Source organism: Staphylococcus carnosus, assembly GCF_900458435.1.
GTDB classification, from domain to species: domain Bacteria; phylum Bacillota; class Bacilli; order Staphylococcales; family Staphylococcaceae; genus Staphylococcus; species Staphylococcus carnosus.
Genome location: NZ_UHCT01000001.1, coordinates 2,482,552 through 2,497,665 on the forward strand (window position 1 = coordinate 2,482,552; position 15,114 = coordinate 2,497,665).

General features: G+C 35.5%; 16 protein-coding genes. 7 read left to right on the forward strand and 9 right to left on the reverse strand.

Translation table 11 applies throughout. The annotated features are described in order from the left end of the window. Positions 1-2: 2 nt before the first annotated feature. Positions 3-473: a thioesterase family protein gene (locus DYE31_RS12150; RefSeq protein ID WP_012664118.1), complete on the forward strand. Its 471-nt coding sequence runs from the start codon at positions 3-5 to the stop codon at positions 471-473. Between the two features lie 109 nt (positions 474-582). Here DYE31_RS12150 and DYE31_RS12155 read toward each other — a convergent pair whose 3' ends face one another. The 7 genes from DYE31_RS12155 to DYE31_RS12185 all read right to left on the reverse strand — a co-directional run bounded on the left by DYE31_RS12155 (position 583) and on the right by DYE31_RS12185 (position 7,516). Continuing rightward, complete coding sequence (locus tag DYE31_RS12155) at positions 583-1,203, reverse strand: LysE/ArgO family amino acid transporter (protein WP_012664117.1); 621 nt, start codon at positions 1,201-1,203, stop codon at positions 583-585. Positions 1,204-1,360: 157 nt separating this feature from the next. After that, entirely contained in the window at positions 1,361-2,506 is a 1,146-nt protein-coding gene (locus DYE31_RS12160; protein WP_012664116.1) for a bifunctional cystathionine gamma-lyase/homocysteine desulfhydrase, read from the reverse strand. 42 nt (positions 2,507-2,548) lie between these two features. Further along, complete coding sequence (locus DYE31_RS12165) at positions 2,549-3,445, reverse strand: PLP-dependent cysteine synthase family protein (protein ID WP_012664115.1); 897 nt, start codon at positions 3,443-3,445, stop codon at positions 2,549-2,551. Between the two features lie 199 nt (positions 3,446-3,644). Beyond that, positions 3,645-4,976 (reverse strand): sodium-dependent transporter, encoded by a 1,332-nt coding sequence (locus DYE31_RS12170; RefSeq protein ID WP_046100443.1) that lies wholly within the window; start codon positions 4,974-4,976, stop codon positions 3,645-3,647. 327 nt (positions 4,977-5,303) lie between these two features. Continuing rightward, positions 5,304-5,891, reverse strand: a complete 588-nt coding sequence (locus tag DYE31_RS12175; RefSeq protein ID WP_012664113.1) for a TetR/AcrR family transcriptional regulator — start codon at positions 5,889-5,891, stop codon at positions 5,304-5,306. 264 nt (positions 5,892-6,155) lie between these two features. Next, positions 6,156-6,890 carry an alpha/beta hydrolase gene (locus DYE31_RS12180; protein WP_012664112.1) on the reverse strand — a complete coding sequence of 245 codons (735 nt, stop codon included), beginning with the start codon at positions 6,888-6,890 and terminating at the stop codon, positions 6,156-6,158. A gap of 125 nt (positions 6,891-7,015) precedes the next feature. Next, positions 7,016-7,516 (reverse strand): isoprenylcysteine carboxyl methyltransferase family protein, encoded by a 501-nt coding sequence (locus DYE31_RS12185; protein WP_012664111.1) that lies wholly within the window; start codon positions 7,514-7,516, stop codon positions 7,016-7,018. A 622-nt stretch (positions 7,517-8,138) separates the two neighbouring features. Here DYE31_RS12185 and DYE31_RS12190 point away from each other — a divergent pair. From DYE31_RS12190 to DYE31_RS12215, 6 genes are all read left to right on the forward strand, one after another. After that, complete coding sequence (locus DYE31_RS12190) at positions 8,139-8,837, forward strand: type 1 glutamine amidotransferase domain-containing protein (protein ID WP_041612929.1); 699 nt, start codon at positions 8,139-8,141, stop codon at positions 8,835-8,837. 386 nt (positions 8,838-9,223) lie between these two features. Continuing rightward, the gene (locus DYE31_RS12195; RefSeq protein ID WP_012664109.1) at positions 9,224-9,748 is read left to right on the forward strand and encodes an HTH domain-containing protein; all 525 of its coding nucleotides are present in this window, start codon (positions 9,224-9,226) and stop codon (positions 9,746-9,748) included. Next, positions 9,745-10,587 (forward strand): hypothetical protein, encoded by an 843-nt coding sequence (locus DYE31_RS12200; protein ID WP_012664108.1) that lies wholly within the window; start codon positions 9,745-9,747, stop codon positions 10,585-10,587. Before DYE31_RS12195 ends, DYE31_RS12200 begins: the two co-directional genes overlap by 4 nt. Positions 10,588-10,601: 14 nt before the next feature. Next, on the forward strand, positions 10,602-11,141 hold the full coding sequence (locus tag DYE31_RS12205; protein ID WP_012664107.1) for a DUF805 domain-containing protein: 540 nt from the start codon (positions 10,602-10,604) through the stop codon (positions 11,139-11,141). A 2-nt stretch (positions 11,142-11,143) separates the two neighbouring features. Beyond that, on the forward strand, positions 11,144-11,848 hold the full coding sequence (locus DYE31_RS12210; protein ID WP_012664106.1) for a hypothetical protein: 705 nt from the start codon (positions 11,144-11,146) through the stop codon (positions 11,846-11,848). 283 nt (positions 11,849-12,131) lie between these two features. Continuing rightward, positions 12,132-13,277, forward strand: coding sequence for an FAD-dependent oxidoreductase (locus tag DYE31_RS12215; RefSeq protein WP_012664105.1), 1,146 nt, complete (start codon positions 12,132-12,134; stop codon positions 13,275-13,277). A gap of 74 nt (positions 13,278-13,351) precedes the next feature. Here the strand turns inward: DYE31_RS12215 and DYE31_RS12220 are convergent, their stop codons facing one another. Continuing rightward, positions 13,352-13,948, reverse strand: coding sequence for an alpha/beta hydrolase (locus DYE31_RS12220; RefSeq protein ID WP_115314411.1), 597 nt, complete (start codon positions 13,946-13,948; stop codon positions 13,352-13,354). Between the two features lie 27 nt (positions 13,949-13,975). Next, positions 13,976-14,968 (reverse strand): ring-cleaving dioxygenase, encoded by a 993-nt coding sequence (locus tag DYE31_RS12225; RefSeq protein ID WP_012664103.1) that lies wholly within the window; start codon positions 14,966-14,968, stop codon positions 13,976-13,978. Positions 14,969-15,114: the final 146 nt, after the last annotated feature.

Consider the following 15,114-nt stretch of genomic DNA (forward strand, 5'->3'; position numbering starts at 1 on the left):
TAATGTCTGAACATTTCACTTACAATGTAACCGTTCAAGATGCATGGCTTGATCATAACCAGCATATGAACGACGCTGAATACAATCGTGTCTTCAGTGATACAACAGATGCGTGGCTCGCTCACCTTGGCTTAGATACAGACACTATTGCAGAAATCGGTTATACTGTTTTCACTTTGGAAAATCATTTGATTTATAAAAAAGAAGTACCTCAAAACGAGAAACTTTCTGTAAAAGTGCGCTTGATAGATTATGATGCTAAACGCTGCCATGTCTTCATGGAATTATCTGATTCCAAAGAAGACATTTGCGCAACTTATGAAGTGATGTTAATGGGAATAGATACAGCAAGCGGACGCCCTGCTCCTTTCCCAGATAATATAATGAAAAAAGTAGAAGAAGAATCAACATTAGAAGAAAGTGCCGAAAACCCTAAAGAGTTAGGACGTCAAATCGGCATCAAACATAAATAACAAATCAGAACACAAAAACGTCGATGCTGTTGCGAGCATCGACGTTTTATATATTTCAAGACACCTCAGGTCTGAAATATTGAAATATAGTCTGAATGAGCCATTATTTTTAAGGGATCAATATTTTGAAGATATTTTTTATAATTACAAAGCTCACAATTAAGATAATAATACTTGATACCTTGTTCAGTATCACTATATATCGGCCTGTTTTATCTACAGAGCCCAATAATCGGCCTGCAATTGCTAAAAAGATAAACCATAACCAAGATACAGAAACTGTTGCAGCCGTAAATAATACTTTATCTAAACCATTATAAACAGAAGCACTCGTTCCAATTACACCGATTGTATCCATAATGGCATGTGGATTCAGCAGTGAAACAGATAACGCAAATCCAATTTGCTTTTTAGCACTCATCGGTTCAAAATTCTGAAGTTTATCAGGCTTTTCTTTCCATAATGACCAGGCCATATAAAGTAAAAACACCAAACCGATAATATAAATAATCAACTGTAATATCGGCAATGACATCAAAATGAGTGACATACCTAAAATCGCAAGCACAATCAGCAATGTATCGCACAATCCTGCTGTAATAATAACTGGCAGCGCACCTATCAACTTTTTCTGATTTGCACCTTGGTTAAATACGAACACATTTTGTGCACCTAAGGGCAATATCAAGCCCAGCGCTAATAGAAATCCGTGGATAATCGGTTGTAACATGATAGAGGCTCCTCTCATTTGCGAATTGCTACCTATTATCTATTATTTTTTTATTATTCGCAAGGAAGATTTTGAAATATTGTGACGCCTATTGAATACATATTAAAAAGGCACCTACCCCATATGGTAAGCGCCTCTCAATATCATGCCTATACTATTAATTTAATTTATCTAGAGCTTGTTTTAAGTCTGCAACTAAATCATCTGTATCTTCAATACCTACTGACAAACGGATTAATCCATCAGCGATACCTTCTTTTTCACGTACATCTTTAGGAATAGATGCATGTGTCATAAGTGCTGGAACAGAGATTAAACTTTCAACCGCACCTAAGCTTTCTGCTAATGTGAAATATTCTGTTTCACGAATAACAGCTTTAGCAGCATCCACATCTTTAACTACAAATGAGATAACTCCAGTATGACCTGATGCTTGACGTTCTTGTACATCGTGGTTTAAATGATCTTTCAAGCTTGGGTGGTAAACCGCTTCAACATTAGGGTGTTCTGATAACATTTCAGTCACTGCAACCGCATTGCTGCTTACTTGTTCCATACGTAAGCCTAATGTTTTAATACCACGAATTAATAAATAACTGTCTTGCGGTCCTAAAACGCCGCCTGTTGAATTTTGAATGAAACCAATACGTTCAGCTAACTCTTCATTATCAGTCGCAACTAATCCAGCAATAACGTCACTGTGTCCGCCAATATATTTAGAAGCTGAATGCAATACGATATCAGCACCTAAAGCTAATGGATTTTGGAAGTAAGGTGACATGAATGTATTATCTACAACTGAAATCAAATTGTGTTTACGTGCGATATCAGCTGAAGCTTGGATATCAGTTATACGTAATAATGGATTTGATGGTGTTTCGATAAATAACATTTTAGTTTCTGGTTTAATCGCACTTTCAATGTTTTCAGTATGTGTTGTATCAACGAAATCAGCATCGATACCTAAACGTTTAAACACTTTAGTCAACACACGGAATGTACCGCCGTACACATCTGAATTCACTACAATGTGATCACCTTTATCTAATAGCATTACGACTGCTGAAATTGCTGCAACACCTGAACCGAATGCGAAACCAAAACGTGCACCTTCTAAGTCAGCAATTGTGCTTTCTAAAGCTGTACGTGTAGGGTTGCCGCTTCGTGAATATTCATATCCTTCACGCAAGTCACCGATATCATCTTGTAAATAAGTGCTTGTTTGATAAATAGGTGTTGTTACCGCACCAGTGTAATCGTCAGTAGTATGTCCGCCATGTACCATTTGTGTTTTCTTTTTCATTATCTCTTTCGACTCCTTTATGTGTTAGGTTTGAAATTTGCTTTACTTGCTTTGATAATTAAAAATAGATTTAGACATATAACGGTCGCTGCCGTCTGGGAAAATTGTTACGATAACTCCCTTGTCTAGACGTGCTTTCATTTCTAAAGCACCTTGCAATGCAGCCCCCGATGAACTGCCTGCTAAAATACCTTCTTGCAACGCAAGACGTTTTACATTTTTAAATGCATCTGCATCACTGATAGTTAAAATCTCTGAGACTATATCTTTTTCTAAGAAATCCGGCCATTTTTCAGAACCAATTCCTTCTGTATCATGCAAATGTCTAGGTCCGCCATTCAAAATAGAACCTTCAGGCTCGATTAAAATGTTTTTGGCCTTGCGTTCCGCTAAGCCTTCTGCTGTGCCTGTAAAAGTACCGCCAGAACCGACACCTGCTACGAAATAGTCAATTTCCGGTAATTCATTTAAAATTTCTTGTGCTAAAGTTTCACGATAAGCACCCGGATTATCCTCTGTTTCGAATTGGTTTGTGTAATATGCTCCATGTTCTTCTGCATATGCTTTCGCAGCCTTCTGCGCACCCATCATGCCGCCATTTTGCGGTGTACGGATAACTTCTGCACCTAGTGCTTCCATAATAGATATTTTTTCGGCCGCAAATCCTTCAGGTGCATAAATCACACAACGCAATCCATAATGATTTGCTGCAATTGTTAAGCCGATTCCTGTGTTACCGGCTGAAGCTTCTACAATCGTATCGCCGCGTTTAATTTGTCCACGTTCTAATGCTTGTTCAACCAGATATTTACCTAAACGATCTTTAACACTGCCGCCAGGATTATACTGTTCTAACTTTGCATAGATTTCAACGTTATCATCGCTGAACGATTCCAATTTGACAAGAGGCGTATTGCCGATTAAATCAAATGCAATCATTAGTTTCCTCCCCGAGAACTTCAGTTTGAATGGCCTGATTCCATTTCTTACCTGAACTTCTCCCTTTATTCCTACTATACTGATATGGATTATAAACCATTAGCACATATATTGCAATTATGCTATTTCTTTTTACCTTAACTCAAAAAAAGAGCAGGACAAAAAACTTATAATCGTTTCTTGTCCTGCTCTATTTCTTCTATTTAAATAATTGCATCACAAATACTAATAAGATAACTACCGGTAAAACATACTTCACGAGATAATACCACGGTACAAATAGTTTAAGACGATCTCGTCCAAAGACTTTTTCCAAATCTTTCATTTTCAATAATTGGCCTACAAAGAGCGTTGTTGCAAATGCACCTAAAGGCATCAAAATATTAGAGACTAGGAAATCCATATTATCGAAGATGCTTCCTGCCCCAAAATGAATACCACTTAAACTACTGAATGAAAGTGTCGCAGGTATACTGATTAAGAACACCAGCACACTGCCGATCACTGCTACTTTCGTACGTTTTCGATTGTCGTTCTTTGTAAAGATGGAAACATTCAATTCAAGCAGTGAAATAGATGAAGTAAGTGCCGCAAATAAGAATAAGATAAGGAAAATCAAGTAGAAACCTGCTCCAAAACTCATTTGTTCAAATACACGCGGCAATACTTTAAATAGTAATCCTGGTCCTTCTTCTGGTTTGTATCCGAATGCGTTAATTGCTGGGAAAATTGCAAGTCCAGCAAGCAATGACACAATAATATTCATAATCACAATAGATAATGCTGACGTTTTAATTGTCATTTCTTTTGGCGCGTAACTCGCATAAGTGATCATGCCTGTGGTACCGAGCGATAAGGCAAAGAAAGATTGTCCTAACGCAAAGAGTACACCTTGCATAGAAAGATCTTCCATACGCGGTTCTAAAATAAAACGTACACCTTCAGCTGCACCGTCTAGTGACAGAGATTTAATGACAATGAGAATAAGAAAAACAAAAAGTAATGGCATCATCACTTTAGAGGCTTTCTCTAAACCATGTTCCACACCCAGCATAACGATGACCATTGTAATTAAAATAAAAATACCTTGTCCTATAATAGTATAAACAGGGTTACTGATAACTTGATCAAAGTGAATACTTCCAAGCGTTCCGCTTCCTAAACCGACAAGTTGCATAGCTACTTGTGCAATATAGATAATAATCCATCCACCGACAACACTGTAAAATCCAAATAGTACGAATACAGCAAGATTTCCGCTCCATCCGATGATATTTGTCCATTTTTTTCCAGAAAGTTTACCAAAAATTGCAGTGGTATAAGTACGGCCGAGTTTACCAATTGTAAATTCCATAATCAATAACGGTAAGCCGATAAAAATTGTAAATACTAAAAACATAAGTAAGAACGCGCCACCACCATATACTCCGGCCATATATGGGAACTTCCACATCGCACCGAGTCCAATTGCGGAGCCCGCACTTGCTAATATAAATCCTGTTGACGTTTTCCATTGTGATTGTTTAGACACTTCGTTCATCCTTTTCTATCTATGAGTTGCATCCGTATCATCTTTGATGAATTAAACATTAAACGAGACTGTTCCTTCCGTGAACAGCCCGATTTAAAATAATTATTTAATAATTGAATCGTTTACTTTAAAGCGTTAAAGCGTTTAAGTAATTAAGTAAACTATAACACAATTTTTGTGATTCATCAATAGTCACAGAATTGCTAAGATAGTCTTTCTCTTTCCGGAAAACGTTTTTTGTATAAAATAAAAGAGATTGTACCGCATTCAGTCGGCCAACCTCATCAAGTTAATCTATATTAAAATGTTTATTATCATTTTTATTTATTAATGTCCTTTTGCTGCTTCTTTCAATTCAAATAATGAATCTAACATATTCGCAACATCCAATTGTAAAGTTTTACGTCTATAACTCAGTTCATCAAAATAATTAATGAATGTAGTACGGATGAAACCACTTTCCATAACGTCTAAAACTAATTCACGGAAACTTTCAAAAGAAATCTCTATATCATTAGCATCATAGTAACGTTTGAAAGTAACATCCAAGGCTTTATGCAAACTTGCCACACCTTCATATAGTTCTTCTTTAAATTCCTCTGGTGCTTGTGTGAATTGCAGATATAAACGTAGATAGTTAATATCAGTGTCAAATACAGTCTTAAGAATAAACTTTTTCAAGTTTCCTAAATGAAGTGTATCTGGGTTCTTTTTATTTTCTATTTCAATGACACGCTCAAAAAAATTAAAACAGCGTTGCGCACATTCGCGATAAATTGCTGCTTTGCTCGGAAAATAATAATACAAGCTTGCTTTCTTAATATCTACGCTTTTAGCAAGTTCGTCTAAAGTACAACCATAATAGCTTTTTTGCGCAAACAATTCAATTGCATTGTCTATAATTTCATTTTTCAATACTTATTCCTCCACTCTTCTTCTCTTACTTCGAACTGCGTTTAGTTTAAGTTACCTGTTCGCACAAAAATATCACTACTATAAAACAATAATTAAAATAATGAATTTTTAAATTGCCTATTTACTTTAGTCAATATTTTCGTAACTATTCCTTTTGATTGTATAATAACATATATTCATTACAATTAAAAAATAGGTTGTTTATTACCTTTTTTATATCTTACTCTATTCTAAAGATGTTTGTAAATTAATTTTACGAAATACTCATGCTTTACATAGAAAATCTACAATTCTCTCTATAATTGCCGATTTGTCTTCACTGCGCGGCATTAGATGCCCAGCATTTTCAAAACATACCACTTCTTTGTCATCAACCTTTGTTAATGCTTCTGCTACTTTAAATGCACTTTCACGATAAGAAGGGTCATCTTGTCCCCCATACATCAATAAAGTTGGTGCCGTTATATTTTTTAATTCTTTCATTGTTGCATCAGTAAAAGCTTCAAACCGTTGTGCTCCGGTTTCATAATCACGAATGCGAGCCATTTCTTCAGTTTGTTCGTCATCTGTACATAAAATATAATGCTGCAACCGTTCTCCATACGTATTCAAACGTTCTATGACACCTTTTTCTCTTTTTTCATATGGAATAGACATTCCTACCACACGACCAACCTCAAATTGTTCTGCGAGTTTAAGAGAAAAAATGCCGCCTAAAGAAACACCGATTACATCAATTTCTTGATAACCTTCCGCTTGTAAAAAGTGATATGCTGCTTCAACATCTTTCCACCAATCTTGAATATCATATTTCACAAATTCAGAAACGGGCAGCCCATGTCCAGTGTAACAAGGCGCATAACAAGTAAATCCTTCTTCATTCAGAGCTTCAGCAACCTCTTTAATATCTTGGATGGTGCCCGTAAATGAATGAAGTAATAAAACTGCACGCTCCCCACCTTTCAAATAAAGGTTTTTTGGCGCTTTAACTTTCAACATATAATCACTCCCGAGTATTCCTATAAGATAATTGTACAACCTTTTGTCAAATCACACCATTTACATATGTGTTATTAAAAAGAGTATCTGGAAAACGACTAGTCGCTTTCCAGATACTCTGAATTTTAATATAGATGTGCCATTGCTTGTTCTTCTTGTTGAATACGTATATATAAAAAAAGTGCATAAGGAATAAACAATAAAGCTGTTGAATAAGCATGTGTCAGCAGAACTACTCCTATAAGTTCAGGAATAATATTCAAAAAGTAATTAGGATGTTTAATGTATTTAAAAATACCTTGTTCTACAATACGATGCTTTTTCAAAATATAAATCTTCAGCGTCCAAATTGATCCTAAAGTACGAATAACCATAAAAAGTACGATATAACTGAAAACTAATAAGATCAATCCAACTAACGAAATAAAATCAAACCTTGGATGCTGTATTATCGCTGTGATGATTGCTGAAACGTAGATTAACGTATGTGTTATCGCAAGATATTTCGAATTCTTAACACCATGTTGCTTTGCGCCCTCAGCTTTCAAGGCACGTTCGTGCTGAATTGAAATATAGAGTGTATATAATCTGATCGCAAAAAATATCAATAATATAAAAGTAATCATAGTGGCCTCCGATGATAATTCTTGTTGTGAAAAATTAAAAAACCGTATGTACTTATGAAGACAGGGATAGAATTCATCATAAGGGCATACGGTGAATGATTGAGAATTGTTTAACAGTAATGTCTTGGGAGTTTGTACAAGCCATTCTCAATACTATGAGAGATACTATTCTGTTAGGAGAATATTGTGACTGTAATCGAGTGTTATCTCGATTTTCTTTAGGAAGTGAAGGAATAATATCTATATAATACTTACGCTGTCGATAATGTGTTCTAGTTCTGATACAGATGAAAACACTGTTGTTAAATTCTAGGTGTGTAGTAGATTCAAAAGATGTATGACTTCGTTTTCTGTTGTCTCGTCGAATGTAAATTTCATGATGAATTCTGAGTATACGGATGTTTAACTTTGCTTATCAACACAAATAATTTTACTGTGAATCCGTATCGCTGCCCATTAATTAAAGTTAAATAAAAAATTAAATATAGTTAATAATTTAAATTTTAAACCAACTATTCCGAGCAGATTAATATCCTTTATATAATTAACAGATTGCATATCACACATGGATTGGGGTATTTATAATGTAGACTTATATGTACTTACTTGAAAGTATGGAGGGATGAAAGTGGTTAAGAAAGTTTTAATTGTTAACACAAGTACAGATCATTTTGCAGATTCAGATGTTCCAACAGGATTATGGTTAGGAGAACTCGTACACTTCTATGATTTAATGCACCAAAACCACGTACAAATTGATATCGTAAATACTAAAGGCGGCCTGACTCCGATTGACCCAGTCAGTACGTCACGTTTTATGTTAGACAAATTAACTAAGAAATATTTAAACGACGATACATTTATGACCTTATTGAAAAACTCTCCTTCTATTAAAGAAATAACACCAACTGATTACAATGCTGTTTATTTTACTGGCGGACACGGTGTAATGTATGATTTCCCAGGAAATCCAGATATTCAACGTGTGATTTCAGCAGTGAGAGAAAATGGAGGTGTTGTTTCAGCTGTTTGTCATGGCATTTGCGCATTCCTTAATTTCAAAGGCTTAGACGGACGCTATTATGTTGATGGCAAACGCTTAACAGGCTTTTCAAACTTAGAAGAAAAATTAGCAAACCGAAAAAAACTAGTACCATTTATGCTTGAAGATAAACTAAAAGAAGAAGGCGCAGATTACAGCAGAGCCTTTTTACCATTCCGTCCTTACGTCGTAGAAGATGGTCATTTAGTAACTGGACAAAATCCGCAATCTCCTAAAGGCGTCGCAGAAAAAGTACTCTACTTACTAAATGTGAAATAAGTAACTTTAGATTTTAAAAACAAACGTCGGCAGGTCTCAAAACTTTCGTTTTGAGACCTGCCGTTTTTTTATCATCAAAAACCCTTACAAAACCTCAGAAAAAATCCCCTCTCAACATTGAAACTACCTCTTCTTTTTATACTTTCAGAAATGACAATAATTAAAAACACGTTGACCTGAGGGCCAACGTGTAGGACCGACCGCGAATTTAAATAAAGGAGGTCGGTTAGACATGAGATGTCTACATCGAAAGAAAAGAATTAAAGTAAATTGTTTGAAACCCTATTGCAGTAGGTATTATAGGAAATTTCAAAATCATCGCCAAAATGACGCTAGGTGCCTATATCTCTTTTGTATCATAGTGTTAGCGGATTGAGGTGGAGATAATGGAACAAGCATTTAGAATATTAAATATCTACACAAGGTTAGTTCAACAGCAAACTGTAAACAAGTCTGATTTAGCAGAACGCTTTAATGTCAATAAACGCACAATCCAACGTGATATCGACAATCTAAGAAACTATTTATATGAAAATGGTTCTTGGCATACTCAGATTTTATATGATACCAAAACTGAAAGTTATTACCTTAATCTCCCTGATTTAATCAATCCCAAAACTTTTTATAACCAAAATCAAATTCCAGTCACCTTTGAGATGACACAAGAAGTATTTCGTATACTTCGTCCTTATTATACATCTGAGATTATACAAAATATTAATTCTGAAGTTATTCGCGTACGCATGAATATTTCAGAGCAGAATGCCCGTACTCTCGCTTTTATTTATCACTCCAAAATTCGTGTCATCGCGCCCGATAATCTCTTACAAAAAGTGATAGACGACATGATGGAGATGCAAAAAACGTATTTAAAACAAGAAATCAAAACAAATTCAGGAGGAACAACTTGAAAAAATTAATCCCTGCACTTTTGATCGCAACCCCGCTTCTTATAGCGGGTTGCGGTCAAAATAATGATGACGGAAACGAAACAAAGCACAACACCAATACTGAAAGCACCACAAAACCAAAAGAAACAACTTCAGAACAAAACTATAAAGATATCACACTTTCAGATATTTTTGCTGATGGCAAACCGCATATCCTCTATCGAGCAAACCCAATGGTTGAAAATGGCGGAGAAGATGATAAACATCAATCAGTTAAAGTAACCGATACTTCAATTGATGAGTCTTCAGTCAGTCAAGTAATTTACGTAAAAAACAATCAAGCACGTCAATTTTTCATCGACAGCAGCGACGATTTAAGATTAGGAAAGTTCTTAAAATTAAGTCCTGATGAAATCTTAAAGAAAATGAATCACTTAGCTGAAATACAGGAAAAAGAGGGCGACAATTTAGCCCCTTCTATGACTACAACCGATAATTTTACTAATATTGAAAAGTTCATCTATCAAAAAAATCATAAAATCGAAGGAACGGGCTATAACTTTTCTCCAGCAACAGATGGTAAATTTGAAACCGATCCAGAAAACCCCAATTTAAAATTACGTACTAAAGAGTTCAAACCTGATTTCACAGCTAAAGTTAAACCTTTTAAATACAACGGCAAAACATACGCAGGTATTTCTCCATATGATGGCGAAATTTTAATCACTGAAGTACCAGCAGACACTGAAATAGAACTAGATACTAAAAAAGATAAAGATGTACATGTTATTGATTACAAAGACTCTGAAGACGGACAAAAGGAAGCTGATGAAAAAGAGAAAGATTTTGACAATTTATAAGGGGGGCACTTGTCATGTATTGCAGTAAATGTGGTGCTGAACTAAATCCAAGCGATGCTTTTTGTGCTCGCTGCGGAAAACCGATTACTTCAAATTCCAACACAACAGCATCTGCCAACGCTACAAATCAATTAAATATTTGGCAGAATTACCAAGCTTTTTGGCAAAATTTCATTAACTTTAATGGTAAAACAAAACGAACACCTTTTTGGGTGAGTACCGTTTTAAACATTCTTATTACAACGATATTATTGATTATCGGTATTGCAGGAAGAGATGAATTAACAGGACAAGCTTCTCCGATATTGTATATAGCAATTCTCTTTATTATTGTAACCTTCTGTCCTCAACTCGCAATCACATACCGTCGTTTCAATGATGCAAAGAAACGCAAATGGAGTATTTGGGCGAATCTTATTTTACCTATAGACCCTATTATGGAAATCGTCAACGGTACAGGTAGTCCTATTTCATCGTTACTCCTTTTCATCACAATCGGTCTATTCATCTACAATTCCATCATTTTAATTTCACCATCAAAGGAGAGTATCTAACCATGAAAAAAGCATTTATCATTTTGTTTGCGTGTATTTTAATTCCTGCCTTAACAGGGTGCGAAAAAGATTTCAAAGATAAAAAAGAAGTATCTATTAAAGATATTATTAATGATGAACACGAACATGTTATTTGGGCGACAGGCGGCGGCGGTGAAGATGCAGGTTATGTCTCACAAATTATTTTCACAAAAAACGGCAAAGTCAAATCTGTCCCAATCGATCAATCAGCTGAAGTACCAACAAGCTTTATTGAAAGCCATACTCCTTCTGAATTAGAAGATAAGATGAAAAAAGATGGTCCTCCTGAATATAAAGAGTCCAAATGGCAAGAACCTGCATATATTGTCATTGAAAATAGTGAAGAAAAACCGCTTGTCACTATGGTCATTAACAATAAAAAAGGTATGAAGGACCATGATAAAAAATCTGTAGATCGTGTCATGGAAGATCTAGGTAATACCGAAGCGCACGTAATGTATTCTGAAACAAGCAGTGGCGGAACACAATACCCTACAGATAAACCTAAAACTTATGGTACATTTACCTTCGATCCGTCTATCATAATTGGCAATGATGACGCAGAAAGAACAATAAGTTTTACAACTTTACTGGAGAAAGGCCAAAAATTAGTTCAGCTGTCTAAAGATGACTTGAAAAACGATGATCATGTTTATAACTTCAGCCGAAGTGAACTCGAAAATTAACTGAATATGTATCACACTATAACTTCGAGCAATATTCAATAATTTGTACTTCCTCTAATGCAGACAATCAAAATTGCATTAGAGGAAGTTTTTGCTTTCCACAGATAAACTAGATACCACTAATCCTATTTCATCAATCACACTTATCTATCCCATTTTAAATATGTTATTTTTAGTTGAGTAAGGGAAATACCTACTTCAAAGTACTCTAGCTATCACATTGATAAATATGCTTATGTCATTATTTTAAAACTTTGCTATTAATTATTTAAGGAGAGATAATATGGTGCAGAATACAGAATTCGAAACACCTATTACAATTATTGGAGGTGGCATTGGCGGTTTAACTTTAGCTCGTGTGTTGCAAGTGAATGGTATACCAACGAAAGTTTATGAATCAGATACATCTCGTGATGCACGGACACAAGGTGGCCAATTAGACATCCATGAATATAATGGACAAGTTGCATTAAAAAAAGCACAGCTGACGGAAGCTTTCCAATCTATTATCCAAAAAGGTGCAGATGCGGCTCGAATCGTTGGAGAAAATGGTGATATCCTTTTAGATGTTCCAGATGATGAATCAAATGGTCGTCCAGAAGTTTTACGCGGTGACCTTAGAAATATTTTAATTGACTCTTTAAAAGAAGATACCATTGCATGGAGTAAAAAGGTGGATCATGTAGAAAAAACTGATAATAATCAATATAAAGTTGTATTTCGAGATGAAACTTCTATTGTGACGGATAAACTTATAGGTGCAGATGGTGCTTGGTCTAAAGTCCGTAAATTACTGACAAATATCACGCCGCATTATTCAGGCACCACTTTTATTGAAACTTATTTATATGATGTAGATTATAATTATCCTAAAACTGCCCAAGAAGTTGGGAAAGGCGCAATGTATGCATTAACACACAATAAAGGAATTGTTGCACATCGTGAAGCAAACAATATTATCCATACTTATGTTCAAATGAATTGTTCCGAAGAATGGATTGATCATATTGATTTTTCAAATGGCAATCAAGCGGTCCAAACAGTAGCAGCAGAATTTGAAGGCTGGGCATCAGAAATCAAAGCACTTATTACAGAAACAGACAGTCATATCATACCACGTAAAATTTATGCTTTACCTGATGAACATCGTTGGGCGCCACAATCAGGAGTGACTTTAATCGGAGATGCAGCACACTTAATGGCACCTTCAGGAGAAGGTGCAAACTTAGCAATGTTAGATGGTGCTGAATTAGCCGAACTCATCGCAGCCCATAAAGGCAACTTTGATACCGCTATACGTAAATATGAAGAGCAAATGTTCCCAAGAAGTGAAGAAGAAGCAAAAGAATCTCATGAACTGTTAGAGATTTGTTTAGGACCAGATAGCCCAGATAGTTTAATAAAATTATTCCAAAGTGCTGATCAATAAAATAATTCTATGTATACAAAAAACCTAGATGAAAGGAACTTGAAGACGTTCCAGATTCATCTAGGTTTCTTTTTTTAATCTTCTAAAGCTTTTGCTGCATCATTTAAAGCAGCTTCTGTGATACCGTGAGATACAGTCCAGTGTGTTTCTACTTTCGCACCTGAACGTTTGAAGATATCAATGACACGTTCACTTTCTGATACAGGAACGATTGGATCTTGTGTTCCCATTGAAAGGAAAATAGTCATGTTGCTTAAGTCTCTCACATTTTCTATATCAGCAGGATATAATGGTGCAAAGAGTAAAGCTTTCGCAAATGTTGTATCCTCTCTCAATAATAAATTGATAGCCATATTAGAACCATTTGAGAAACCGACAAGAACTGCTTTGTTCAAGTCGAAGTTATAATGCTCTGCTGCTTCTCTTAAGAAATCATTCAATTCATCACTGCGTTCTGCTAAATCTTCCCAGTCATATTGTCCTTCTCCGACACGTTTAAAGAAACGCGCCATGCCGCCTTCAGAAACATTTCCTTTTACACTTAATACATTGTAATCAGGATTTAAACGAAGCGCTACCGGAATTAAGTCAGTTTCATCTCCGCCAGTACCATGAAACATGATGAATGTCGGTTGGTTGCTGTCTTTTCCTTTACGAAAAATGTGTTTCATATCCATTGATATCTTACCTCCTTCAAATTATTGTTGTGCTTTGCGATCAGGTTGATTATGACGTGTTGTGTCTATATGACGTACTTCGCCTTCGATCGCTTCACGTTTTGGTTCTAAGAATGGTGGTAATGAAAGAATTTCACCTAATGTTTCATAAGGTTCATCACCAGTGAATCCTGGACCATCTGTTGCAATTTCAACTAAGATGCCTGGATAGAATTTTGAATAAAGTGATTTGAAGTAATAACGTTCCACAAAACCTGAATTGCCGATATTATATGAATTCAAACGATCAATCCATTCGTCTAGCCCTTCTTTATCATTAACACGGAATGCAGTATGGTGAATTGTGCCATAACCTTGCATACCAGGATTACCGCCTTGTTTATGCACAATCACTTGACCGCCATTTCCACCTTGTCCTGTTTCAAAAAGATGGTAGTCTCCTTCTGAATCTACTTCTTTATAACCGTAAACTTCTTCGAAAACTGCTTTGAAAGCTTCATAACGGCTGACATTCAATTCAATTGGTCCTAGACCAACAATGGCATATTCTTCTGGCACTGGTCCGTTTTTCCAAGCAACACCTGGTTCAACACTGCCCTCTTTGTCAGTTTCATCTGAGATAAGATTATATTGTTGACCGTCGAAATCTTCAAAACGAATAATTTTTTTACCTAACAATGTTTCAACATCTGAATGCTCTATATTTAATTTATCAAATCGATCTGCCCAATATTCAATAGCTGCATCTGATGGTACACGTAAAGAAATTCTTGCGATTTCGTCTGTTCCGTGTGTTCCTTTTGGAATTCCTGGGAAATCAAAGAATGTAACATCTGTGCCTGCATTACCTTCATCATCTGCGAAGAATAAATGATACGTATGAATATCATCTTGGTTTACTGTTTTTTTCACTAAACGTAAACCCAATACATCTGTATAGAAATCGTAAATTTTAACAGCATCGCTTGTAATTGCTGTAACGTGGTGCATACCTTTTAAGTTTTGCATCTTCATTTCATCTCCTTCTAATTAAAAAACTATCTAAGCCGTGTGCTTTATAGGTATATATTTTATACTTAATATAATAATGCTACCTAGAACGTTTTGCAAGCTTTATGTCTCTCTTTTAAAAAAAGACCTCAGAACCACTGTTCTGAAGC

What these genes read in the sequence shown, in the direction of transcription:
- DYE31_RS12150 (WP_012664118.1), top strand. Translation starts at nt 3, where the DNA reads ATGTCTGAACATTTCACTTACAATGTAACCGTTCAAGATGCATGGCTT.
- DYE31_RS12155 (WP_012664117.1), bottom strand. Translation starts at nt 1,203, where the DNA reads ATGTTACAACCGATTATCCACGGATTTCTATTAGCGCTGGGCTTGATA.
- DYE31_RS12160 (WP_012664116.1), bottom strand. Translation starts at nt 2,506, where the DNA reads ATGAAAAAGAAAACACAAATGGTACATGGCGGACATACTACTGACGAT.
- DYE31_RS12165 (WP_012664115.1), bottom strand. Translation starts at nt 3,445, where the DNA reads ATGATTGCATTTGATTTAATCGGCAATACGCCTCTTGTCAAATTGGAA.
- DYE31_RS12180 (WP_012664112.1), bottom strand. Translation starts at nt 6,890, where the DNA reads ATGTTGAAAGTTAAAGCGCCAAAAAACCTTTATTTGAAAGGTGGGGAG.
- DYE31_RS12185 (WP_012664111.1), bottom strand. Translation starts at nt 7,516, where the DNA reads ATGATTACTTTTATATTATTGATATTTTTTGCGATCAGATTATATACA.
- DYE31_RS12190 (WP_041612929.1), top strand. Translation starts at nt 8,139, where the DNA reads ATGAAAGTGGTTAAGAAAGTTTTAATTGTTAACACAAGTACAGATCAT.
- DYE31_RS12195 (WP_012664109.1), top strand. Translation starts at nt 9,224, where the DNA reads ATGGAACAAGCATTTAGAATATTAAATATCTACACAAGGTTAGTTCAA.
- DYE31_RS12205 (WP_012664107.1), top strand. Translation starts at nt 10,602, where the DNA reads ATGTATTGCAGTAAATGTGGTGCTGAACTAAATCCAAGCGATGCTTTT.
- DYE31_RS12210 (WP_012664106.1), top strand. Translation starts at nt 11,144, where the DNA reads ATGAAAAAAGCATTTATCATTTTGTTTGCGTGTATTTTAATTCCTGCC.
- DYE31_RS12215 (WP_012664105.1), top strand. Translation starts at nt 12,132, where the DNA reads ATGGTGCAGAATACAGAATTCGAAACACCTATTACAATTATTGGAGGT.
- DYE31_RS12220 (WP_115314411.1), bottom strand. Translation starts at nt 13,948, where the DNA reads ATGAAACACATTTTTCGTAAAGGAAAAGACAGCAACCAACCGACATTC.
- DYE31_RS12225 (WP_012664103.1), bottom strand. Translation starts at nt 14,968, where the DNA reads ATGAAGATGCAAAACTTAAAAGGTATGCACCACGTTACAGCAATTACA.